Here is a 20,870-nt window from a genome sequence, read left to right on the forward strand (position 1 = left end):
GGTATCGATCTCCCTGCGATCCTTGCTAGTGTGCGCGCGCGTGGCCACGACGCAGGACGCGAGCTCTCCAGAGGAACGTTTCGCGCGGGGGGTACGCCTTGCCCCGGGCGGCCTGGACATCGGCGGCAAGCTGGTCCCGCTGTACGCCGGCAGCGTGCACTACTGGCGGCTCGACCCGCAGCACTGGCGCGCCTGCCTCGAGGCCACGCGCTCGCTCGGCGTTCACCTGATCGACATCTATGTGCCGTGGGCCGTCCACGAGACCGGCCCGGGGCAGTTCGATTTCGGCCGGGCCGATCCGCGCCGCGACGTCGGCGCCTTTCTTCGCCTTGCGCACGAGCTCGGTTTTTACGTCATCGCCCGCCCTGGCCCGCACATCAACGCGGAGCTCACCTGCTTCGGCATCCCCGAGCGCGTCATCTGGGACCCGAGCTGCCAGGCCCGCTCGGCGCGGAACAACCCGGTCGTGCTCCCCATGGTGCCGTACGGGTTCCCGGTCCCGAGCTACGCGAGCAACGCATTCCACGACGAGGTCGCCCGCTATTTCAACGCGCTCGCCCCGGTCCTGAAGCCGCACCTCTACCCGGACGGGCCCATCGTGCTCTTGCAGATCGACAACGAGGGCGCGCTCTACTTCCGCGACGGGGCGTACGATCAGGATTACCACCCGGACGCGATCTCCCTGTACCGCGACTTCTTGCGCGAGAAGTACCGGACGATCGAGGCGCTCCAGCGCGCCTACGCGAAGCGGGCGGAGCCCACGCCGGAGGGCGACGCGGCCGAGGACGTCGGCGCGGCGCTCGTGCGCGCTGTCGCCCGCGAGCGCGCGCAGGCCGAGCAGGGCGACCTGCGGTTCGCCACGATCACGCCGCCGGTCGCGTTCGACGCCGAGACGCCGGGCGATCTCGCGCGCCACCTCGACTGGAGCGAGTTCCACGAGCACCTCCTCGAGACCGCCATGGGCCGCTTCGCGAGGGCGCTCTCCGCCGCGGGCGTCGATGGCCTGCCCACGATGCACAATTTCCCGATGGGACAGGACGCGACGCCGCTCAACCCTGCGCGCATCTCGCGCGTCGTCGACCTCGTCGGCCTCGACTACTACAGCATCGCGAGCCCGAGCACCCGGCAGATCATCGCCCGCCGGACGAGCGAGCTCGCCGTGCGCTGCGAGGCGCTCTCGCTGCCGCCCTTCGCGTGCGAGATGGGCGCCGGCTTCCCGCCGTTCTTCCCGCCGCTCGAGGAGCGCGACAGCGTGTTCGTGATGATGGCCGCGCTCGCCTACGGGCTGCGCGGGTACAACATCTACATGGCGGTCGAGCGCGACCGCTGGATCGGCGCGCCGATCGATCCGCGCGGCCGTCCTCGCCCCTTCGCTGCCTTCTGGCGGAAGCTCTCCGCGGCCCTCGAGGCGACGAGGTTCCACGAGCTCCGCCGCCCGGCGCCGGTGCGCATCGTCACCCCGCGCACGGAGCGCCGGCTCTCCCGCGTGATGCACGCCTTCGGCCCGCTCACCGGGGCGTTCTTCTCGATCATGAACTTCGGCGCCCGCGATCGCTGCCTCGAGGACGACCTCGGGCTCGGCTACCCGCTGGCGGTGGAGTCCGACACGTTCGTGCGCGCGTTCGAGGAGGCGCTCGACGCGCGCGGCGTCCCCTACGCCCACGTCGGCGGCGAGGATCGCGACATCTCGCTCGTCGGGGCGCGCTGGGTCATCTGCGCCACCTCGGGCGGCCTGAGCCCGGAGCTGTTCGCGTGGCTCGAGGCGACGTCCAGGCAGGGGACGCTGATCACGCTCGGCCCCCGCGAGCCCGCCTTCGACGGCGCCTTCCGCCAGCTGCCGCGGCCCTACGATCTGAAGCGGCTCCTCGCCCCCGGCCAGAACCTGCCGGCGCTTCTCCAGGACGACCCCGCCGCGGCCGACGCCGCGGTGTCGCGCGCCATCGACGCGCTCGGCCTGCCGACCTTCGCGTGTGATCCGGACAGCGTGTTCGCCACGCTGCACGAGGACGCGTCGGGCACGCCGCGGGTGCTCTTCCTGCTGAACCCCGGGGACGCGGACGTGGTGGCGCGCGTCACCGTCAGCGCGCAGCGCGCGCGCGATGTGCTGGACGACGCGCACTTCGAGGCGCGGCGCGGGGCGCTCGAGGTGCGGCTCGTGCCTCGCTCCGTGCGGATGCTCGCGCTGGAGTAGCCCCGCCGCGCCGCCGCGCGGCGACGGCCAGCGAGGCTCGGTATCTCCGCTCGATCCCCTCCTGACCCGGTGTGGCCTCGATCAGCGCTCGAACCGCAGCGAGTTGCCCTCTGCGTCGCGGAAGCGGCCCATGCCGATCATGAGGATGTCGATCAGCGACCAGATGCCGAGCCCGCCGCACGTCAAGAGCTTCGCTATGCCGAGCCCGGTCTGTCCCAGATAGAAGCGATCTACGCCAAAGTAGCCGAGGAAATAGGAGAGCAAGAACAGCGTGGACTGGCTCTTGGTCGGGTGGCCAACGGGCGGGTCGCGCCTGAGCACGAGCCCCTGAGCGTCTCGCATCGAGCCGGTGCCGATCAGGATCGTATCGATGAGGCTCCAGAAGCCGAGGCCACCGCACGTGAACAGCTTCAGGAGCCCGAGCCCCGTCTGGCCCAGGTAGAAGCGATCGACGCCGAAGGTCCCGAGAAACACAGCGAGCATGAAGGCTGTCGCCTGGTCCTTGTCGGAATAGGCGTGCGCCGGGGCGCCGTGAGGCGGTCCGCCGCCATGAGCCGGCGGCGGGCCCCAGCCGCCTCCAGGCGGCGCGCCGTAGCCGCCTGGGGGCGCGCCCCATCCTGCGCCAGGAGGCGGGTATCCGCCCGGCGGCGGGTATCCGCCGGGTGGCGGCGGCGGGTATCCGCCCGACGAGGATGCGCCGCCACCGCCGCCCGGCGCCACGCCCTGGCCGCCGGGCGGGTTAGACCCCCAGCCGCCATTCCCCCAGCCGCCTGCGTTGCCCCAGCCTCCGCCACCGGGCGGAACCCCGCCTCCGCTCGTGCTCATCCTCGTTCCCTCCAGCCGATGCGGCTGCGGAGACGGCCGCGCGCCCCCGCGGTCGTCCGCCGAGCCTGACTGTAGCCCGGAACCGGGGCGCCGCGCTTGCGCAACGCGGAAATCGCTGGTGGTTGCCGGAGGCCCACCCTACCTTGCCCGCGATGGGCCGCTGATCGCGGCGCCAGGAGCGAGCGCACCCGGCGATGCAGCAAGAGTTTCAGTCCGATCGATGGCTGTCGTTCGCCCTCCGGGCGGGGCTCATCGCTCTGTTCTTCTGGATGGTGAAGGGGCTGCTCGTCCCCGTCCTGCTCGGCGGTCTGGTCGCGCTCCTCGTCTCTCCGCTCCAGGGCCGCCTCGCGCCTCGACTCGGCCGCTTCCGCAAGTTCGCGCCCGCGATCTCGACGGTGGGCGTGATCATCCTCGTGTGCATCCCGCTCGCGGTGATCATCATCGAGGCCTCCGCCTCGATAAGCCGCTTCTTCGCGCGGGACTGGTCGAACACGATCGAGCGGGTCCAAGGCCTCCTGAACGACGGGAGGATAACGGGGCTCCTCAACAGGGCCGGCCTGTCCGGGGACGACGTCCGCACGTACGTGAGCAACCTGTTCGAGCGGGTGGGCAGCTCGATCGCCGGCTTCGCGGGCGGCATGGTCGCCGCGGTGCCGCAGACGATCGTCGACGCGTTCCTGTTCATCGTCGGCCTCTACTACCTGCTCCGCGACGGGGGCCTGCTGCTGCGCTGGTTGCTCACGCAGTCGCCGTTCAGGAACGAGGAGACGGACGTCCTCTTCGCGTCGATCCAGGACACGGTGCACGGCGCCGTCCTCGGCCTGCTCGCGACGGCGGCCGTCCAGGGGACGCTGACGACGATCGCGCTGTTTGCTTGCAAGGTGCCGGGCGCGTTCCTCTTCGGCCTCCTGGCCACGCTGCTCTCGCTCGTCCCCATGATCGGCACCACGCCGGTCACGCTGGGTGCGGCCATCTACCTGTTCGTCGTCGGGCGCATCGGGGCGGGCATCGGCATGTGCGCCGCGGCGGTCGTCGTCGGGCTCTCGGACAACGTGATCCGGCCGTGGGTCCAGAGCTCCCACGGCGGCATGCACCCGCTCATCGCGCTCCTCGCCATCTTCGGCGGGCTCGAGCTGTTCGGCGCGGCGGGGATCTTCATCGGCCCGGTCGTCGCCGCGATCGTCCTCTGGGCGGTCGACACGCGCGCGGGCATCCCCGGTCCGAGCCTCCCGCTGGGCCCGCACACGTCGCAGCCGCCACCCTCGCTGAAGTCGCCGACGTCACGACCGCCGCCGACGTCGCGACCGCCGCCGGCCTCACGACCGCCGGTGTGACGCGACGGGGCGCCCGAGCGCTGCGAAAGGCGCGGTCCGCGCCCTGGAGCGAGGCGCTCACGGCGACAGGCCGTAGCCGCGGGCGAGGGTGAGGGAGAGGAGGTTGCACGCCGCGTGGAACACGAGCGACGCCCCGATGCCGCCGGTGCGCGCCCGCAGCCATCCGAAGAGGAGCGCGGGGAAGAAGACGGCGAGCCGGGCCGGGTGCTGGATCGTGAGCACGTGGCCGAGCGCGAAGATCGCCGACGAGAGGAGCCACGCCGGGCCGAGCGTCGCGCCGGCGACGCGGAAGCGCGGCGGGAAGACGCGGTCGAGGGCGCTCTGGAGGTAGCCCCGGAAGAACGCCTCCTCGGGCAGCGCGACCACGAGCAACTGCGCGGCGATCTCGTCGGCGAGCGATGGCGGCGGGCGCAGCACGAACGGCGAGGTCGCGCCCCAGTACAGCCGGTAGCCCAGCCAGAAGAGCGGGAAGACGATCGCGGCGACCAGCGCCGCCCAGGCGACGGCGTGGAGCGCAGCGCGGACGAGGCGCTTCGGCGACAGCGGCACGGGCTCCAGGAGCCCCCCGAGCGACAGGCCGTGGGCGCGGATCGTCGACTCGTCGTACCTCAGCACGAGCCAGAACGTCGCCGCGAAGAAGGCGAGGCCGACGAGCGTCCCGGCGTAGCTCTTCGGCGCCGCGTAGGACACGGCCGTCACGGCGGCCGTCGTGACGCCTGCGGCGAGGAGCGCGCGCGCGGCGGTCGGCTCGGGCGCCCGCGGGCGCTCGCGCTCGCGCTCGTCGACGCTCGCATGGGCGGCGTTCGCGTCCGTCGGCGCGCCAGGTGTCTCGTCGCCGGCACGTGGACGGGCGTCGCGGCTCGGTTCGATGGGGGTGGGCGGCTGCAAGGCGTGTTCGTCGCGGAGGGGGGTGCGCGGTGCGGGGGCTTACGCGGGGGTCTCGGCGACCAGGGTTCGCGGCCGCGCGCGCTCAGCCTAGCCGCCAGGATGTCCCTCCGCGATGGTCAGCGCTCACGGCGGCGCGATTCGAGCGCTGCACACGGGTCCAGCCAACGCCCATTTTCTAGCCTTCCAGCCCGGTCACGTTAGAGTGCGGCCGCTGTGGCGTTTTCCCGACTTCGCTGTCTGATGAAGCCGCTGGTCTGCGCGCTGCTTGCGTCCGTCGCGACGCTCGGTCCGGCGCCCGCGTCGGCCGCGTCGCCGTTCCTCATGATGCCGGAGGCGAGCGTCGCCGAGGCGTCCCCGGCGTACCGCTATGCCAACATGACGAACGAAGAGGCGCTGGCGGAGCTGGATCGCCGGAAGATCCTGTATCTCAAGGTCGACCACGCGCCCGGGGTGCGCGCTCCGATCCGGCTCACGGGTCGGCTGAACGGCGTGTACTTTCATTCGGTGCTCCCGCCCGAGCAGCGCGTGACGAGCCTGTTCGAGATCCTGGACGCGCGCCTCGCGCTCGCCCTCGACGATTTCGCGGCCGTGCTCTCGAGGCACGATATCGACGAGGTCGTCCATTACACGATGTATCGGCCCAACGTGCCGATGCGCGGCGGCGAGGGCGTGGACGGCGACGGAGAGCACGGGCACCCGATCGCCCACGCGAGGGCCGCGGACAGCGCGGTGAAGCAGGCAGAGGCTGCGGACGGCGCTGCCCGCGAGGAATCGACGAGGCAGGCCTCGCCGGTCGAGCCCGCGCCGCCGGTGGAGCTCGGCAAGAAGGGCGCGCTCGATGGGGCGTCCAAGGCGCCTGATGAGCCACCGCGACGCCTGAAGGAGAAGGGGGCCGCCGAGGCCGGGCCGAAGGAGAAGGCCGCAGCGCAGGCCGCGCCCAAGGCGAGGGCCGCAGTGGAGGCCGGGCCGGCGCAGAAAGGGGCGGCGGAGGCCGGGCCCAAGGAGAAGGCCTCAGCGGGGGTTGCGCCGAAGGAGAAGGCCTCAGCGGGGGCCGCGCCGAAAGAGAAGGCCTCAGCGGGGGCTGCGCCGAAGGAGAAGGGGGCGGCCGAGGCCGCGCCGAAGGAGAAGGCCGCAGCGCAGGCCGCGCCGAAGGAGAAGGGCGCCTCGGAAGCCGAGCCAAGCGCCGCATCCAAGGCTCCTGGCCAGCGCACGCGCACGATCGCGGCGCGCAGCGGGCAAGCCAAGGCCGCCGGCAAGGTCGGAGCGCGCCGCGCTGCTCGGCGCAAAGCCGTGGAGCCGACCCGGGCCACGACGTCTGCGGTCAAGCACCGTGGCGACGTCGCTCTGCGCAGCGATGCAGCGCAGAAGCCTCGCGGTACGTGGGCTCCGCCTGGCACGCGGCACCCCGCCGGCCTGGCCATCGACGTCGGCGCGCTCAAGAAGCGCGACGGCACCTGGATCAGCGTCGCGCGCCACTTCCACGGCCGCATCGGGGACAAGACCTGCGGTGAGGGGGCGCCCCAGCCCGAGCTCCCCGAGGCGCGCGAGCTCCGGTCCATCGTGTGCGAAGCGGCGGATCTCGGGATTTTTACATATGTGCTGACGCCCAATTTCAATGCGGCGCACGTCGACCATTATCATATGGAGATCAAGCCGGGCGTCCGGTGGTTCCTCTATCACTGAGCGAAGGCCGCGCGCCCCTTGTACAGCCCTGAACGGCTCGCAGCGCGCCGCACTGCACATCCGTTGATTGCGCGTTTTTTGATGATCTGAGCGGTTTGTTCGCGCAACTTCCGCCGCGAGAGCGACGATTCCCTTCCCGAACGAAGGCGCCGGCGCTCCGCCGCGCGCCCCCGCAAGGGAGGTCGACGGACATGGTGCAAAAGAGAGACGGACAGCCGCTGCCGGGGACTTCCTACCGTGTGCTCCGTCGGATCGGAGCAGGCTCGTGCTCGGAGGTCTTCGAGGTGACCGGGCGCCGCGGCCAGCTGCGCGCGCTCAAGCTGCTCCGCGCCATGCACGACGGGTCGAGCGAGATCGGAGCGCGCCTGGTCCAGGAGGGGCGCACTCTCTCGGCGCTGAGCCATCCCCACATCGTGAAGGTCGAGGAGGTCGGCGTGACGAGCGACGGCCGGCCCTTCCTCGTCATGCCGCGCCTCTTCGGCGAGACGATGCGCGAGCGGCTCGACGCGCGCGGACCGCTCGCGCCGCCCACCGCCGTGCGCGTCGCCATCCAGGTGCTCGGCGGGCTCGCGGCGACGCACCGCGCCGGCGTCGTCCACCGCGACATCAAGCCGGCGAACGTCTTCCTCGCGCAATCGAGCTGCGCCGAGCAGGGCCTGGCCGATCTGGACAGCGCGTCCGGTGCGCCCGAGGCCGAGCACGCCGTGCTCATCGACTTCGGCATCGCGAAGGTGAGCCGCGAGGGGCTGGAGCCGTCGACAGGCTCGAACGTCCTCGGCACGCCGCGCTACCTGTCGCCCGAGCAGATCCGCGGCGAGGAGGTCGACGCTCGCACCGACGTGTACGCGGTGGGCCTCCTGCTCTTCGAGGCGATCACCGGGCGTGGTCCGTTTCCGGTGGTCGACTCGATGGCGGTGATGCGGGCGCACCTCGGCACACCGGCGCCGCGGCTTCGCTCGCTGCTCTGGGTGCCTCCGGCGCTCGATCATGCCGTCGCGCGCGCGCTCGAGAAGGATCCGGGGCTCCGCTGGCAGACGGCGGACGCGATGGCCGCCGCGCTCGCGGAGGCGCAGGGCGAAGACGGGGGCAGGGAGACGCCGGCTCTCGGCGGGGCGGGGCGCCCCTCGCCGCCGGACGGCGAGCGCAGCGCGCGGGCGCGCCTCGCGGCCGGAGGGGCGCGATGAGCGGCGCGTCCGCCGAGTGCTCCGGGGCGCGCACGCTGCTCTACGCGGGCGGGGTGTCGCTCGCGCCGAGGGCCCCTTTCGCGCGGCCGCTCCGCGCGAGAGGCGAGGGCGAGCCGCTCGAAGACGCGTGGCCGCTCCGCGCGCTGGGCGAGGGGGAGCCGCTCCGGGGCACGCCGTACGTCGTGCTGCGCCTGCTCGGTCAGGGCGGCATGGGCGAGGTGTACGAGGTCGAGCACCGGGCGCTCGGCCGCCGGTTCGCGGTCAAGGTGCTGCACCGCAGCCACGCCGGCCGCAGCGATCTCTCGGCGCGCCTGCGCGCCGAGGCGCGCTCGATCGCCCGCCTGCGCCACCCGGGCCTCCCCGGCGTGTTCGACCTCGGCGCGACCGACGGCGGCCGCCCCTACTTCGCCATGGAGCTCCTCGAGGGGCGCGATCTCCGGACCGAGCTCGCGCGCCTCGGCGTGGTCGCGGTCCCGACAGCGCTCGACCTGGTCCTGCAGGCCCTGTCCGCGCTGTCGCTCGCGCACGCGGCGGGCATCGTCCACCGCGATCTCAAGCTCGAGAACCTGTTCCTGTGCGATGACGGCACGCTCAAGGTCCTCGACTTCGGCGTCGCGAAGCTCCTCCACGCAAGCGCCTCGATGACCGCCCCGGACGCCGTCATCGGCACGCCCAGGACGATGGCGCCCGAGCAGTGCGCCGCCCAGCCGATCGATCCGCGCGCGGATATCTATGCGATGGGCCTCGTCCTCTACGAGCTCGTCGCCGGGCGAGGCCCCTTCGACGAGCTGCGCGGCCGGGGCGACGCGCTCCGCTTCGCTCACTGCGAGCGGGAGCCTCCTCCTCCCTCGCGCTTCGCGCCGCAGCCGATCCCGGCGGCGCTCGAGCAGCTGATCCTGCGCGCGATCGCGAAGGCGCCCGAGCATCGCTTCCAGACGGCCGCCGACATGGAAGCCGCTGTGCGCCGATTGCACGGCCGGTTGCACGACGGATCGCAGTCGAGCGCCGCGCCGGCGGTCAGCGCGACCGCGCTCACCCCGACCACGGCCGACGCCGTCGCGGCCTGCACGCCTGCGCGCGGCGAGGTGCCCGCCGAGCTGCTCCGCCGACAGCTGCTCGCCGCGTCGGCCGGCGCCGCGCGCCTCTCGCGCCGCCCGAGGGCGCGCTCGATGCGGCGCGCACCTCCGGCGCGGCCCGTCGCCCGTGCGGCGTCGCGCGCCTCCGCGCTCGCCGTCTGCGCGCTCGCCATCGGCGCGCTTGCCGTCGCGTCGGCTGCGCTCGGGCTCGCGCTCGGGCAGCGCTCGATCGCGGCGAGCGAGCACGCCGCGCCTGCGCCGCCGTCCGCGCCCGCCGCGGCGCAGGCGCGCTCGGCTGTAAGGTAGCCTCGTCGAGCCCGTTCCTTGGTCGACACCGCAATGCGGAGTGGAGGGACCATGAACCGGATGCGACGAATCGGGCTGGCTTGTTTGGCGATATCGCTCCTCGCGGGCACCGCCGGCTGCGGCGGCAGCACCGCGGCCCGGCCGGCGGATTCCACGGCAAAGGGGGGACGCGCGATCACGGGCGCTCCCGAGCCCTCCAGCGCACAGGGGTTCGAGGACGGCGCCGCGTTCGAGCCGGGCGCGCCCGCCGCGCCGCCGTCGCCCGACGCCTCGCCCGCGGCGCCTTCGGCCGCGCTGGAGCAGCCCTCCGCCACGGGCGGCGCCTCGCGCGCCGAGGGGGCGGCGCGCAAGGCGCCGAGCAGCCAGGTCGCGCCGGAGCCCATCGATCGCCCGGGCCTCGGCACCGAGTGGGGTGAGACGCGCGTGTCGCGCATCTCGACCGCGCCGTTCGTCCGGGCCGACGTCAACCGCCCCTTCGTCGTCGCGAGCCTGTTCTACAACGACGCCGAGGGCGCCCGCGCCATGGCGAGCGCGTCCGGCTTCCGCCGCACGTCGCCGCAGGCCTTCACGCTGGCCGGCGGCGCGGTCGCGGTCGGGCTCCGCGGCGAGGGCGGCGGCTTCCTGAGCGGCTTCGTCGCCGGCGAGAAGACCCACGTCGTCGGCGAGGCCGGCCAGCGCTACAGCATCGTGCTGCGCAACCTCACGCCGAACCGGCTCGAGTGCGTCGTCTCCGTCGACGGCCTCGACGTCATGGACGGCCAGGCCGCGGCGTTCAGCAAGCGCGGTTACCTGATCGATCCCCACGGCGAGCTCGAGATCGACGGCTTCCGCCAGTCCGTGGACACGGTCGCCGCGTTCCGCTTCGGCTCGGTCCGCGGCTCCTACGCGAACCAGAAGCACGGCGACACGAGGAACGTCGGCGTGATCGGCGTGGCCCTCTTCAACGAGCGCGGGACGACGCCCTGGACGTTCGACGAGGTCCAGCGCCGCCGGGAGGCGGACCCCTTCCCGGGGCAGTTCGCCACGCCGCCCGGCATCTGAGCCTTTCCAGCGGGCATCTCGCGCCTCCTCCGCGCTCCGACAAAATCAAGCTCCCGCTCCGCCGCGCGCCGGGCTAGGCCACGGCACGGTGTCGGACTTATTGAACCCGTCTCAACGTGCGGCCGTCGAGCACGAGCTCGGGCCAATGCTGGTGCTCGCCGGCGCAGGTTCCGGCAAGACGCGCGTGGTGACCACGCGGATCGCCCGCCTCCTCGATCGCGGCATCCCGGCGCGCTCCATGTTGGCGATGACCTTCACCAACAAGGCCGCCGCCGAGATGCACGAGCGCGTCGGCAAGCTCGTCGGCTCCAAGGTCGCGCGCGAGCTCAAGGTCTGCACCTTCCACCGCTTCGGGCTCGACGTCCTCGGCGCGGAGACCCGCGCCCTCGGCCTGCGCGGCGGCTCCTTCGCCATCTTCGACCAGTCCGACGCCCTGGGGGTCATCCGCGAGATCCTCCGCGAGCTCCGCGCCGGCAAGAGCTACGACGTCAGCGCGATCCTCTCGCGCATCTCGAACGCCAAGAACGCGTTCCTCGACGCCGAGACCTGGGCCGAGGCGCAGCGGCAGGGCAAGGGCATCGACGAGTACGACGAGATCTCGATGCTCGTGTACCCGCGCTACATGGCGGCGCTGCGCTCGTTCCAGGCGTTCGACTTCGACGATCTCATCTGCGAGGTGGTCCGCCTCTGGCAGTCGCGCGCCGACGTCCTCGAGCGCTGGCGGATGCGCTACCGCTTCGTGATCGTCGACGAGTACCAGGACACGAACCGCGCCCAGCTGGAGCTCCTGCGCCTGCTCTGCGGCGAGCACCGCAACGTGGTCGTCGTCGGCGACGACGACCAGTCGATCTACGCCTGGCGCGGCGCCGACGTGCGCAACATCCTCGATTTCGAGGAGCACTTCTCGGGCGCGAAGGTCGTCAAGCTCGAGCACAACTACCGCTCCCGCAAGCCGATCCTCGACGTCGCGAACGCGGTGCTCGCCAAGTCCGGCGCCCGGCGGCACAAGAAGTCGCTCATCGCCACCCGCGTGGAGGGCGACAAGGTGCGGTCCATCATCTGCGTGGACCCCGACGTCGAGGCGAGCTTCGTGGCCACGGAGGCGCAGCGCCTCCTGGAGCGGGAGGCCGCGCGGCCGAAGGACATCGCCGTGCTGTACCGCTCGAACCTCCAGGCGGCCGCGATCGAGTCGGCCCTCAAGGAGCGGCAGATCCCGATCCGGATGATCGGCGGCCAGCAGTTCTTCGAGCGCAAGGAGGTCAAGGATCTCATCGCCTACCTCCGCGTCGCGCTCAACCCGGGCGACGAGATGTGCCTGCGGCGCATCCTGAACTACCCGGCGCGGGGCATCGGCGACGTCGCGGTGGCCAAGCTCGGCGCTTACGCGACGGCGCACGACGCGACGCTTTGGACGGCGGTGTCGCGGCCGCACGCCGTCCACGAGCTGACCGCCGCCGCGATCGAGGGCTGCCGCCAGCTGCTCCGGATCATCGAGGCCACGCGCGCGCGGTTCGAGCGCGGCGAGCCCTCCGCGGAGGTCGCCCGCGCGCTCCTCGCCGACGCCGGCTTCAAGGAAGACATCATGGCCGGCTCGTCCACGGCCAACGCCGCGGCGCGCCGCTGGGGCAACATCGAGGGCCTGCTCAACGTCTTCGCGCGCCGCGACGAGAAGGGGAAGGGGGACCGCGCGAGCTTCGCCGAGTTCCTGCGGCTGCTCGCCCTGCGGCAGGACTCCGAGGAAGAGGAGGCCACCGATCGGGTGACGCTCACCACGATGCACGGCGCGAAGGGGCTCGAGTTCCCGTACGTGTTCGTGATCGGCCTGGAGGAGGGGTTGATGCCTCACCAGCGCAGCCTCGACGAGCGCGCCACGGACGCCGCGCCGAGCGGCGCGGAGGGCGGCGACACGGGCGGTCACAGCATCGAGGAGGAGCGGCGGCTCTTCTACGTCGCGGTCACCCGGGCCCGCGATCGGCTCTACCTCACGCGGGCCAAGCACCGCGGCTCGCGCGGCAAGATGGTGCCGAGGACGCCGAGCCGGTTCATGCTCGAGATCCCCCCCGAGCTCCTGGAGGAGCGCGAGGAGCTCGCGCCCGTCGCACCGGGGATGGAGAAGGTGAAGGCGGGCGCGGCCGGCGTGCTGGCCGCGCTGTCGATGAACCCGTTCGCAGGCGATCCCCCCCTCATCCCGCGCCGCCGCAGCTGAGCGGGGCGCGGGACGGCGGGGGCTCGGTCAGAGGGCGCCCTCGGCGGCCGCGAAGCCGGCGCGGGTGATCTCCTGCACGCCCTTGCGCGTGACGAAGTCGCGGAAGCTCTCGCCCTCGGCGCGGCCGGCCATGTAGAAGCGCGCGATCGCGGCGATGACCTTGGGCGTCTCCTCCTCGGGGATGCGGCCGTCGAGGCGCTCGCCGATGCGCGCGCTCGGGCCGCAGCAGCCGCCCACGCGGAGCGAGTAGTGCGGGCGCTCCACGCCGTCCTTGCCCTTCACCATCAGGCCCGTCATCCCGATGTCCGCGACGTGGTGCTGGCCGCACGAGTTCGGGCACCCCGAGATCTTGATGTCGAACTCGCCGAGGGCGCTGACGAAGTCGTCGGTCTCCTGGCGGCTGCCGTTCGGCACCAGGTGATCCCGGATGCGCGTGCCGACCTCCATGCTCTTCGTGATCGCGAGCGTGCAGTAGTCGCCGCCGGGGCAGGTCACCACGTCCGTGATGTGCCCCGAGTCCGCCTCGGCGAGGCCGATCTGCGAGAGCTCGCGGTGCAGGCTGAGCAGCTGCCCCTCCGGCACCCAGCGCAGCACGAAGTTCTGGGTGTTCGTCGCCCGCACCTCGCCGTTGCCGTAGCGCCGCGAGATGTCGGCCAGGCGCCTCAGCTGCTCGCCGGTGATGTCGCCGAGCGGCAGCTTGACGGTCGCCACCCGGTAGCCGGGCTGCTTCTGCGCGATCGTGTTGGTCCGCTTCCAGCGCGCGAACGCGCCGTCGCCGAGCGTCTCCCGCAGCGGCGTGAGCGGGGGAGGATCGTTCTCCCGGTACCCGGCCACCTGCTCCGTCAGCTCGGCCGCGAGCGCCTCGCCGCGCTCCGCCTTGATGCGAGCGAACTCCTCGTCGAGCCTGCGCAGGAACTCCGCCTCGCCGATCTTGCGCAGCAGGAACTTGAGCCGCGCCTTCTTCCGGTTCTTCCGCTCTCCGTCCCGGTGGAACACGCTCACCACGGCCTCGCACACCGGCAGCAGATCGGCCTCCGGGATGAACTCCTTCCAGAGGTGCGCGATCTCGGGCGTCGACCCGAGCGAGCCGGCCACGTAGACCGCGAAGCCGCGCCCGCGGTCGCCGATCTTCGCGAGCAGACCGACGTCGTTGATCATGATCTGCGCGTGATCGCGCGCGCTCCCCGAGAAGGCCACCTTGAACTTCCGCGGTAGCCGCCGGTTGTGCTCGTGGAAGAGGAAGTGCTCGGTGACCGCGTGCGCGTAGGGCGTCACGTCGAACACCTCGTCCTCGACCACGCCAGCGAGGTGGGACGCGGTGATGTTGCGGAGCGTGTCCGCGCACGCGCCGACCGTCGTCACCCCCGCGCGCACGAGCACGCGCTGCAGGTCGATCGTCTCTTCGATCTCCAGGTAGTGGAGCTGGATGTCCTGGCGGGTCGTGACGTGCGCTAGGCCGCGCCCCCACCGCTCCGTGACTTCTGCGAGGGCTTCCAGCTGCGCAGCCGTGAGCTGCCCTCCAGGAATCTTGATCCGCTGCATGTGCTTCACGTGCGCGAGCTGCGCGTAGACACCCATGGCCAGCCGCAGCGGGCGGAACTGGTCGGGGGTCAGCTCACCACGTTTGAATTTGGCGACGTTCTCGGCGTGTACGTCGATGGCCGCCGCAAGGCGCTCGACTCGTTGCGACATAACCGATGGTATTCCCTATATTTCCGACGCGTCAAGTGCGACAATTATCACGGTCGGTTCCACGTGGTATCCGGCCTCCAGCACCATGAAGACCGCTCTGCCGAACTCGACCGAAGCCGTGCACGCGGGCGTACTCCGCCAGCGCCCCTCCCACACCCTCGCGCCTGCGATCGCGCAGACGGCGACGTACACCTTTGCGGACACGGCGGACCTCGAGCGCTATTTCGCCGGAGGCGACGCGGATCCCGAGCGGCAGGAGTACGGCCGTTACGGCAATCCCACGGTGCGCGAGGTCGAGCAGCGCATCGCGGCGCTCGACCGCGCGGAGGACGCCCTGCTCTTCGCGAGCGGCATGGCGGCGGTGACGACCACGGCGTTCGCGCTCCTCAAGGCGGGCGACCACGTCATCCTGTTCCGCGACGTGTACCGCCGCACACGGCAGTTCGTGATCAACGTGCTCTCGCGGCTCGGCGTCGAGCACACGCTGATCGACCCGGGCGCGTTCGATCAGCTCGAGGCGGCCATCCGGCCGCGCACGCGCTTCGCGCTCAGCGAGTCGCCGACGAACCCCTACCTCCACTGTATCGACCTGTCCCGCTTCGCCGAGATCTGCAAGAAGGCGCGGGTGAAGACGGTCGTCGACGCGACGTTCGCGACCCCCTGCAACTCCGACCCGATCGGCCGCGGCATCGACCTCGTGGTCCACAGCGCCAGCAAGTACCTGTCGGGGCACAACGACGTCCTCGGCGGCGCGGTCTCCGGATCGAGCGCGCTCATCTCGCTGATCCGCGACATGCGGAGCGTCCTTGGGAGCATCATGGATCCCCACGCCGCGGCGCTGATCGGGCGCGGGATGAAGACGCTCGCGCTCCGCGTCGAGCGGCAGAACGCGACAGGGCTCGCCGTGGCGCGCGCGCTCGAGGCGCACCCCGCGGTGGAGCGGGTGTTCTACCCGGGGCTCCCGTCGCACCCGGATCACAAGGTCGCGGCCGAGCAGATGCGCGGCTTCGGCGGGGTCGTGAGCTTCATCGTGCGCGGCGGGCGAGAGGCGGCGTCGCGCGTCGTGGACGGCGCGCGCATCGCGGCGATCGCACCGAGCTTCGGCGGCGTGGAGACGCTCATCGAGCAGCCCTGCATCATGAGCTTCCACGAGCTCAGCGACGAGCAGCTCGCGGCGATCGGCATCTCCCCCGCGCTGATCCGCCTGTCGGTCGGCATCGAGGAGACCGAGGACGTCGTGAGGGACATCGTCGGCGCGCTCGACGCGCTCGGCAAGCCCTAGCCGCGCCAGCGGGGGCCGCCCGCGCGAATCCGCCGCGAAGCGGCGCAGAAGCCCGGCCATCCGTGGCCGGGCTCCTGGCGGGCGGAGCTAACTGAGCTTCTTCAGCTTCCGCTGCAGCGTCCGCCGATCGATCCCCAGCAGCTTCGCCGCGGTGGCCACCACGCCGCCCGACTCCCTCAGCGCGGCGCGGATCGCCTCGCGCTCGAGATCGTCGAGCTTCAGGCTCCCCGGCGGCGGCGTCGGCGCCGCCGAGGGCGGGGGGCGCTGGCGGTCCCGGAGGTTCGCGGCCTCGCGCAGCAGCTTGTCCGCGTCGACGGGCTTGCTGAGCAGCGTGTCGGCGCCCTCGCGCATCGCCGCCACCGCGAGCGGGATGTCCCCGAACCCGGTCAGCATCACGATCGCCGCGTCGGGCTGCAGCTTGCGGTACTGGGCGAGCGCGCTGAGCCCGTCGCCGCGCGGCATGCGGTAGTCGATGACCACGAGGTCCACCGGCTCGTACTCGAGCGCCACGAGCCCCTCGTCGATCGTCGCCGCGGTCCTCGCCACGACCCCGCGGCGGCGCAGCGCGCCCTGCAGGGTGGTGCGGAACGCGTCGTCGTCGTCCACGAGGAGCGCCGTCTCGATCCGTCGCGTCATCTTCACCTCAGGCGGCCCCGGAGCGCTTCAGCGCGCCGGGGAGATCCGCGTCCATGGGGTCCGTGCTCCCGTCGAGGCGGAGGCGCAAGGTCGCCTTCGCGCCGCCGGTCTCGACGCTCTCCATGCGCAGCACCGCGTTCATGCGGGAGGCCATCATCGAGCTGATGTAGAGCCCGAGCCCCATGCCCCCCTGCTCCATCTTCGTCGTCTGGAACGGCTCCCCGAGCCGCCCGGCGATGTCGGGGTTGAGCCCCGGCCCGTTGTCGGAGACCGCGATCTCGCAGACGTCGCCGCGCTCGACGACGCTCACCTCGATCCGCTGCTCGGCCGAGCCGGCCGTCGCCTCGGCGGCGTTGACGAGCAGGTTGACGAGCACCTGGCAGAGCGCCGGCCGCAGCACGTCCGCCTGCACCGGCCGCGGCGTGTCGAACGCGAGCGCGCCGCGGTAGCCGAGCCGCGCGAGCTCGACCTTCGTCAGGTCGCGCACGAAGCGGGTGAGCTCCAGCGGCTCCAGCCGCTGATCGAGCCGGATCTGGCCGCGCATCAGCCCGATGATGTCGCTCGCGCGGCGCGCCTCGCCGGCCACGGTCTCGGCCATGCGCGCCGCGTCCTCGGAGCCCGTCTCCCGCGCCACGTCGACGAGGTCCTTGCTCGCGAGGAGGATCGTCGCGAGCGGCGTGCTGAGCTCGTGCGACATCCCGCCGACCATGCGGCCGAGCATCGCGAGCCGCTCGTTCCGCTGGCTCTGCTGCCGGAGCTCTTCGAGCCTGTGCGCGTAGACGACGACGAAGAAGCCGAGGAACAGCGTCAGCGACGTGAGCGACACGAGGTCGCCGAGCCGCCGGATGCGCTCGCCGCCGAGCGGCGCCGCGTCGAGCGGCAGCGGCGCCGCGTACGTGAGCACGGCGATCGCGGCCAGCGTCAACAGGCCCACGAGTACGGTCGTGCGCCGCGGGCAGAGGAGGCCGGAGAGGGCGATGTGGAAGGCGAGGAAGACGGCGAAAGGATTCGCCAGCCCGCCCGAGAACCAGAGCATCCAGGCGTTCGCGAGCACGTCGCCCACGAGCTGGGCGCGCGCGTGATCCTGCGCGGGCTCGCGCGCCGAGGGCTCGCCCCCGTTCGGCCGGCGCGCGCGCTGGACCCGGAAGGTCCAGGCGACGTTGGCCGCCGCGATCGCGGCGATGCCGACGATCAGCGGAGCGAGCCCGAGGTCGGGGACGAGCTTCCTGCCCGCGACCGTCGTCGCGATCATCCCCGCGATCGCCCCCCACCGCAGCTGGATCAGCCACCTGTCGGCGGTGTCCCAGGATGGGGGCTTCGGCCCGGAGAGCAGGACCGCGAGCCGCCGGCGCGCCGCCGGGGGCGCGCTGCTCTTGGCGGGGTCGGGACCTGCGTCAAGCGACCATGGCTGGAAGGAGGATTGCATCCGCGCGCGGACAGAGAGGCTTTCCAGGGCGCGGTCGAGGCGTCCGGCGTCCATCCCGGAGCAACCTTCCGACGTTGCCTTGCATCCGCTCCCTTGTACCGCGCACGAAAGCCGCGAGCACGCGCGAGGTGCGCCCCGGCCCACATCCTGGGGCTATCAGGAAAAACCCCAGCGAAACCACTGACTTGAGATTGTTGGCCGGATTACATCCGACCTCGTGCCGGCGGGGCGCTCGGCCCCGGGCCGGTCACTTGGCCTCTTCGGCTCCGCCGCCGTGCGCGCCGTGCTCGCCGTGCTCGGGCGGCGGCGGCGCCTTGTGCGAGCGCTTCATCCTCCAGTCGTCGGCGGCGCGCTTGCCGTCGAACGGCGCCTTGATGTCCGCCGGCCGCTCGGCCTCGATCTGCTCGGCCCGGCCGCGGTTGGCCGTGTCGAACATCGTGAAGCCGATGAAGATCGCCAGGAAGATGAGCGACGACGCGAAGATCAGGGCGTGGAACTTATGGTCCCACTTGAGGTGCATGAAGATGAGCGCCACGACGCCCGCCTTCGTCGTCGCGATGATGATCGCGATCGCCAGGTTGGCGGCGCCGAGGTCGACGTAGCTCGCGCCCACGGTGACGACCGTGAGCACGAGCAGCGCGAGCCACGTGGCGATGTAGACCTTGAGCGGCAGGACGTGAGGCACGTGATCGGCGCCATGGCCATGGCCGTGCCCGTGCCCGTGCGCGCCGGCTGCTTCTGCGTGTGTCGACATGCGGTCCTCTAGGCCTCAGCCCACCAGGTAGAGCAGGGGGAAGAGATAGATCCAGATGAGGTCGACGAGGTGCCAGTACAGCCCCACCCCTTCGACCGGCGAGTAGTAACGGCTCGAGAACTCACCGCGCGTGTTGCGGATGAGGATCCACGTGATGAGCCCCATCCCGATGACGACGTGCAGGCCGTGGATGCCCGTCATCATGAAGTAGATGGCGAAGAACGTCCCCGCGTGGGCCGTTGTGAAGCCCTGGGCGGTGAAGTACTTCCCGGGCAGCAGGCCGTCGTGGAACTTGTGCTGGTACTCGAAGTACTTGATCACGAGGAATACGGCCGCGCAGAGCAGGGTCACCACGAGCAGCCGGGTGGTGTTCTTCTTGTCGCTCCTCTGCGCAGACCGGACGGCGAGCGCCATCGTGAGGCTGGAACAGATGAGCACAATCGTGTTGATGCCGCCCATCACCTTGTCGAGGTGGTGGTGGGCCTCCACGAACGAATCGAAGAACCAGCCGCGGAAGATGGCGAACGCGCAGAACAGCCCGCCGAAGAGCAGGATCTCCGTGACCAGGAAGAGCCAGATGCCCATCCGGCCGGCGTCGAACTGCGTGTCGGCGGAATCGAAATGATGGGCGACGTGGAAGTCGGGGGACAGGGCGGTGCCTGCCTTGTTCGGCCGGTCGGCGGCCTCGGCGTGCGCGCTCATGCGTTCTCCGTGTTGAAGTCGTATGCGCCCTTGGTCACGACCGGGGTGCGGACGAAGTTCTCGGTGATGGGCGGGGAGGCGGTGGTCCACTCGAGGCTGAGGCCGCCCCAGGGGTTCGCCGGCGCCGGCGCGCCGGAGCGCAGCGACTTGATGAAGCAGATGATCATCACGAGGAAGCCGAGGCCCAGGATCCACGAGCCCACGGTCGAGAAGGCGTGCAGCGGCTGGAACTGGTCCAGGTAGTTGTAGTAGCGGCGCGGCATCCCGCGGCTGCCCATGATGAACTGCGAGAAGAACGTCACGTTGAAGCCGATGAAGACGAGCGCGCAGGAGATCGTCGCGAGCCGCTCCGAGTACATCTTCCCGGTGATCTTGGGCCACCAGTGGTGGAGCCCGCCGATGTAGGCGATGACGGTGCCGCCGACCATCACGTAGTGGAAGTGCGCGACAACGAAGTACGTGTCGTGGAGGTGCAGGTCGACGCTGAGCATCCCGAGGAAGATGCCGGTGAGTCCGCCGATCGAGAAGAGGATGAGGAACGACAGCGCGTACAGCATCGGCGCGCTGTAGCTGATGGAGCCGCGCCACAGCGTCGCGATCCAGTTGAAGACCTTGACCCCGCTGGGGATGGCGACGAGGAAGGTCAGGAACGAGAACATGATCGCCGCGAACTCGCTCTGGCCCGAGGTGAACATGTGGTGGCCCCACACGAGGAAGCCGACCAGGGCGATGGCGACGCTGGAGAACGCGATCGCCTTGTAGCCGAAGACCCTGCGCCGCGCGTGGACGGAGATGAGCTCGCTGATGATGCCCATGCCCGGAAGGATCATGATGTAGACGGCCGGGTGGCTGTAGAACCAGAAGAAGTGCTGGTAGAGCACCGGGTCGCCGCCGAGCGCCGGGTCGAAGATGCCGATGTGGAACGCGCGCTCCGCGATGAGCAGGAGGAGCGTGATGCCGAGGACCGGCGTGGCGAGGATCTGGACGATGCTGGTCGCGTAAATCGCCCAGAGCATGAGCGGCATCTTGTACCAGCCCATCCCCGGCGCCCGGAGCTTGTGCATCGTGACGATGAAGTTCAGCCCCGTGAGCACGCTGGAGAAGCCCAGGATGAATACGCCGAACGTGACGCTCAGGACCGACGTCGTGGTCACCGTGCTCGAGTACGGCACGTAGAACGTCCAGCCGGTGTCGATGCCGCCCGTGATGAGCGACGACAGCGTGAAGAGGGCGCCGATCCAGTAGAGGTACAGGCTGAGGAGGTTCAGCTTCGGGAAGGCGACGTCCTTCGCGCCGATCATGATCGGCAGGAGGAAGTTGCCGAGCGCGCCGGGGATGCTCGGGATGATGAACAGGAACGTCATCACCGCGCCGTGCAGCGTGAACATCTGGTTGTAGGTGTTCGCGCTCATGATCGTCTCCTTCGGCGTCAGGAGCTCGAGCCGGAGGATGAGCGCGAACACGCCGCCCATCGCGAACGCGATGAACGTGCTGATGAGGTACATCAGGCCGATCCGCTTGTGATCGACCGTGGTGAGCCACGACATGATCCCGCTCTGGGCCCGGATGTAGTCCGTTCCGTGGCCGCCGTCGGGTGCCGTATTGACGTCGAGGGTTGTTACGGTCTGCGACATGACTGCTTCT

The 20,870-nt window shown here is 71.2% G+C and carries 16 protein-coding genes; 8 read left to right on the forward strand and 8 right to left on the reverse strand.

All coding sequences use genetic code 11. From position 1 onward, the window contains the following. The first annotated feature begins 40 nt into the window (after positions 1-40). Complete coding sequence (locus tag WMF19_RS37080; RefSeq protein ID WP_437894681.1) at positions 41-2,191, forward strand: beta-galactosidase; 2,151 nt, start codon at positions 41-43, stop codon at positions 2,189-2,191. 81 nt (positions 2,192-2,272) lie between these two features. Here the strand turns inward: WMF19_RS37080 and WMF19_RS37085 are convergent, their stop codons facing one another. Then, positions 2,273-3,016, reverse strand: coding sequence for a TM2 domain-containing protein (locus WMF19_RS37085; RefSeq protein WP_437894682.1), 744 nt, complete (start codon positions 3,014-3,016; stop codon positions 2,273-2,275). Between the two features lie 194 nt (positions 3,017-3,210). Between WMF19_RS37085 and WMF19_RS37090 the strand changes: the two genes are divergently transcribed. Next, a complete protein-coding gene (locus tag WMF19_RS37090; protein WP_437894683.1) occupies positions 3,211-4,350 on the forward strand; it encodes an AI-2E family transporter in 1,140 nt (379 codons plus the stop codon). 57 nt (positions 4,351-4,407) lie between these two features. On the opposite strand, the gene mrtC is transcribed toward WMF19_RS37090, so the two are convergent. Beyond that, positions 4,408-5,238: a myxosortase MrtC gene (gene mrtC, locus WMF19_RS37095; RefSeq protein ID WP_437894684.1), complete on the reverse strand. Its 831-nt coding sequence runs from the start codon at positions 5,236-5,238 to the stop codon at positions 4,408-4,410. Between the two features lie 240 nt (positions 5,239-5,478). On the opposite strand from mrtC, the gene WMF19_RS37100 reads away from it, so the two are divergent. The 5 genes from WMF19_RS37100 to WMF19_RS37120 all read left to right on the forward strand — a co-directional run bounded on the left by WMF19_RS37100 (position 5,479) and on the right by WMF19_RS37120 (position 12,734). Next, a complete protein-coding gene (locus WMF19_RS37100) occupies positions 5,479-6,921 on the forward strand; it encodes an extensin family protein (RefSeq protein ID WP_437894685.1) in 1,443 nt (480 codons plus the stop codon). A 191-nt stretch (positions 6,922-7,112) separates the two neighbouring features. Beyond that, positions 7,113-8,105, forward strand: coding sequence for a serine/threonine-protein kinase (locus WMF19_RS37105; protein WP_437894686.1), 993 nt, complete (start codon positions 7,113-7,115; stop codon positions 8,103-8,105). Further along, a complete protein-coding gene (locus tag WMF19_RS37110; RefSeq protein ID WP_437894687.1) occupies positions 8,102-9,487 on the forward strand; it encodes a serine/threonine-protein kinase in 1,386 nt (461 codons plus the stop codon). The genes WMF19_RS37105 and WMF19_RS37110 overlap by 4 nt, the downstream gene beginning before the upstream one ends. A gap of 51 nt (positions 9,488-9,538) precedes the next feature. Next, positions 9,539-10,528, forward strand: a complete 990-nt coding sequence (locus WMF19_RS37115; RefSeq protein WP_437894688.1) for a hypothetical protein — start codon at positions 9,539-9,541, stop codon at positions 10,526-10,528. An 88-nt stretch (positions 10,529-10,616) separates the two neighbouring features. After that, positions 10,617-12,734 (forward strand): ATP-dependent helicase, encoded by a 2,118-nt coding sequence (locus WMF19_RS37120; protein WP_272102428.1) that lies wholly within the window; start codon positions 10,617-10,619, stop codon positions 12,732-12,734. Between the two features lie 27 nt (positions 12,735-12,761). On the opposite strand, the gene WMF19_RS37125 is transcribed toward WMF19_RS37120, so the two are convergent. Then, positions 12,762-14,426, reverse strand: a complete 1,665-nt coding sequence (locus tag WMF19_RS37125; protein ID WP_437894689.1) for a nitrite/sulfite reductase — start codon at positions 14,424-14,426, stop codon at positions 12,762-12,764. 85 nt (positions 14,427-14,511) lie between these two features. Between WMF19_RS37125 and WMF19_RS37130 the strand changes: the two genes are divergently transcribed. Continuing rightward, positions 14,512-15,708, forward strand: a complete 1,197-nt coding sequence (locus WMF19_RS37130) for a trans-sulfuration enzyme family protein (protein WP_272102430.1) — start codon at positions 14,512-14,514, stop codon at positions 15,706-15,708. 87 nt (positions 15,709-15,795) lie between these two features. On the opposite strand, the gene WMF19_RS37135 is transcribed toward WMF19_RS37130, so the two are convergent. The 5 genes from WMF19_RS37135 to ctaD form a co-directional block, all read right to left on the reverse strand. Beyond that, positions 15,796-16,344: a response regulator transcription factor gene (locus tag WMF19_RS37135; protein ID WP_272102431.1), complete on the reverse strand. Its 549-nt coding sequence runs from the start codon at positions 16,342-16,344 to the stop codon at positions 15,796-15,798. 7 nt (positions 16,345-16,351) lie between these two features. Continuing rightward, complete coding sequence (locus tag WMF19_RS37140; protein ID WP_437894690.1) at positions 16,352-17,824, reverse strand: sensor histidine kinase; 1,473 nt, start codon at positions 17,822-17,824, stop codon at positions 16,352-16,354. A gap of 193 nt (positions 17,825-18,017) precedes the next feature. Then, positions 18,018-18,524, reverse strand: a complete 507-nt coding sequence (locus WMF19_RS37145) for a cytochrome C oxidase subunit IV family protein (RefSeq protein ID WP_437894691.1) — start codon at positions 18,522-18,524, stop codon at positions 18,018-18,020. A 15-nt stretch (positions 18,525-18,539) separates the two neighbouring features. Then, complete coding sequence (locus tag WMF19_RS37150) at positions 18,540-19,226, reverse strand: cytochrome c oxidase subunit 3 family protein (RefSeq protein ID WP_437325439.1); 687 nt, start codon at positions 19,224-19,226, stop codon at positions 18,540-18,542. Beyond that, a complete protein-coding gene (gene ctaD / locus WMF19_RS37155) occupies positions 19,223-20,860 on the reverse strand; it encodes a cytochrome c oxidase subunit I (RefSeq protein WP_437325438.1) in 1,638 nt (545 codons plus the stop codon). Before ctaD ends, WMF19_RS37150 begins: the two co-directional genes overlap by 4 nt. Positions 20,861-20,870 lie beyond the last annotated feature (10 nt).

Source organism: Sorangium sp. So ce124 (genome assembly GCF_051525235.1).
Taxonomy (GTDB): domain Bacteria; phylum Myxococcota_A; class Polyangia; order Polyangiales; family Polyangiaceae; genus Sorangium; species Sorangium atrum.

Excerpts from the sequence above, each read along its gene's own strand:
- WMF19_RS37085 (WP_437894682.1), bottom strand. The coding sequence starts at position 3,016 with ATGAGCACGAGCGGAGGCGGGGTTCCGCCCGGTGGCGGAGGCTGGGGC.
- WMF19_RS37090 (WP_437894683.1), top strand. The coding sequence starts at position 3,211 with ATGCAGCAAGAGTTTCAGTCCGATCGATGGCTGTCGTTCGCCCTCCGG.
- WMF19_RS37100 (WP_437894685.1), top strand. The coding sequence starts at position 5,479 with ATGAAGCCGCTGGTCTGCGCGCTGCTTGCGTCCGTCGCGACGCTCGGT.
- WMF19_RS37105 (WP_437894686.1), top strand. The coding sequence starts at position 7,113 with ATGGTGCAAAAGAGAGACGGACAGCCGCTGCCGGGGACTTCCTACCGT.
- WMF19_RS37110 (WP_437894687.1), top strand. The coding sequence starts at position 8,102 with ATGAGCGGCGCGTCCGCCGAGTGCTCCGGGGCGCGCACGCTGCTCTAC.
- WMF19_RS37115 (WP_437894688.1), top strand. The coding sequence starts at position 9,539 with ATGAACCGGATGCGACGAATCGGGCTGGCTTGTTTGGCGATATCGCTC.
- WMF19_RS37125 (WP_437894689.1), bottom strand. The coding sequence starts at position 14,426 with ATGTCGCAACGAGTCGAGCGCCTTGCGGCGGCCATCGACGTACACGCC.
- WMF19_RS37130 (WP_272102430.1), top strand. The coding sequence starts at position 14,512 with ATGAAGACCGCTCTGCCGAACTCGACCGAAGCCGTGCACGCGGGCGTA.
- WMF19_RS37135 (WP_272102431.1), bottom strand. The coding sequence starts at position 16,344 with ATGACGCGACGGATCGAGACGGCGCTCCTCGTGGACGACGACGACGCG.
- WMF19_RS37140 (WP_437894690.1), bottom strand. The coding sequence starts at position 17,824 with ATGGACGCCGGACGCCTCGACCGCGCCCTGGAAAGCCTCTCTGTCCGC.
- WMF19_RS37145 (WP_437894691.1), bottom strand. The coding sequence starts at position 18,524 with ATGTCGACACACGCAGAAGCAGCCGGCGCGCACGGGCACGGGCACGGC.
- WMF19_RS37150 (WP_437325439.1), bottom strand. The coding sequence starts at position 19,226 with ATGAGCGCGCACGCCGAGGCCGCCGACCGGCCGAACAAGGCAGGCACC.
- ctaD (WP_437325438.1), bottom strand. The coding sequence starts at position 20,860 with ATGTCGCAGACCGTAACAACCCTCGACGTCAATACGGCACCCGACGGC.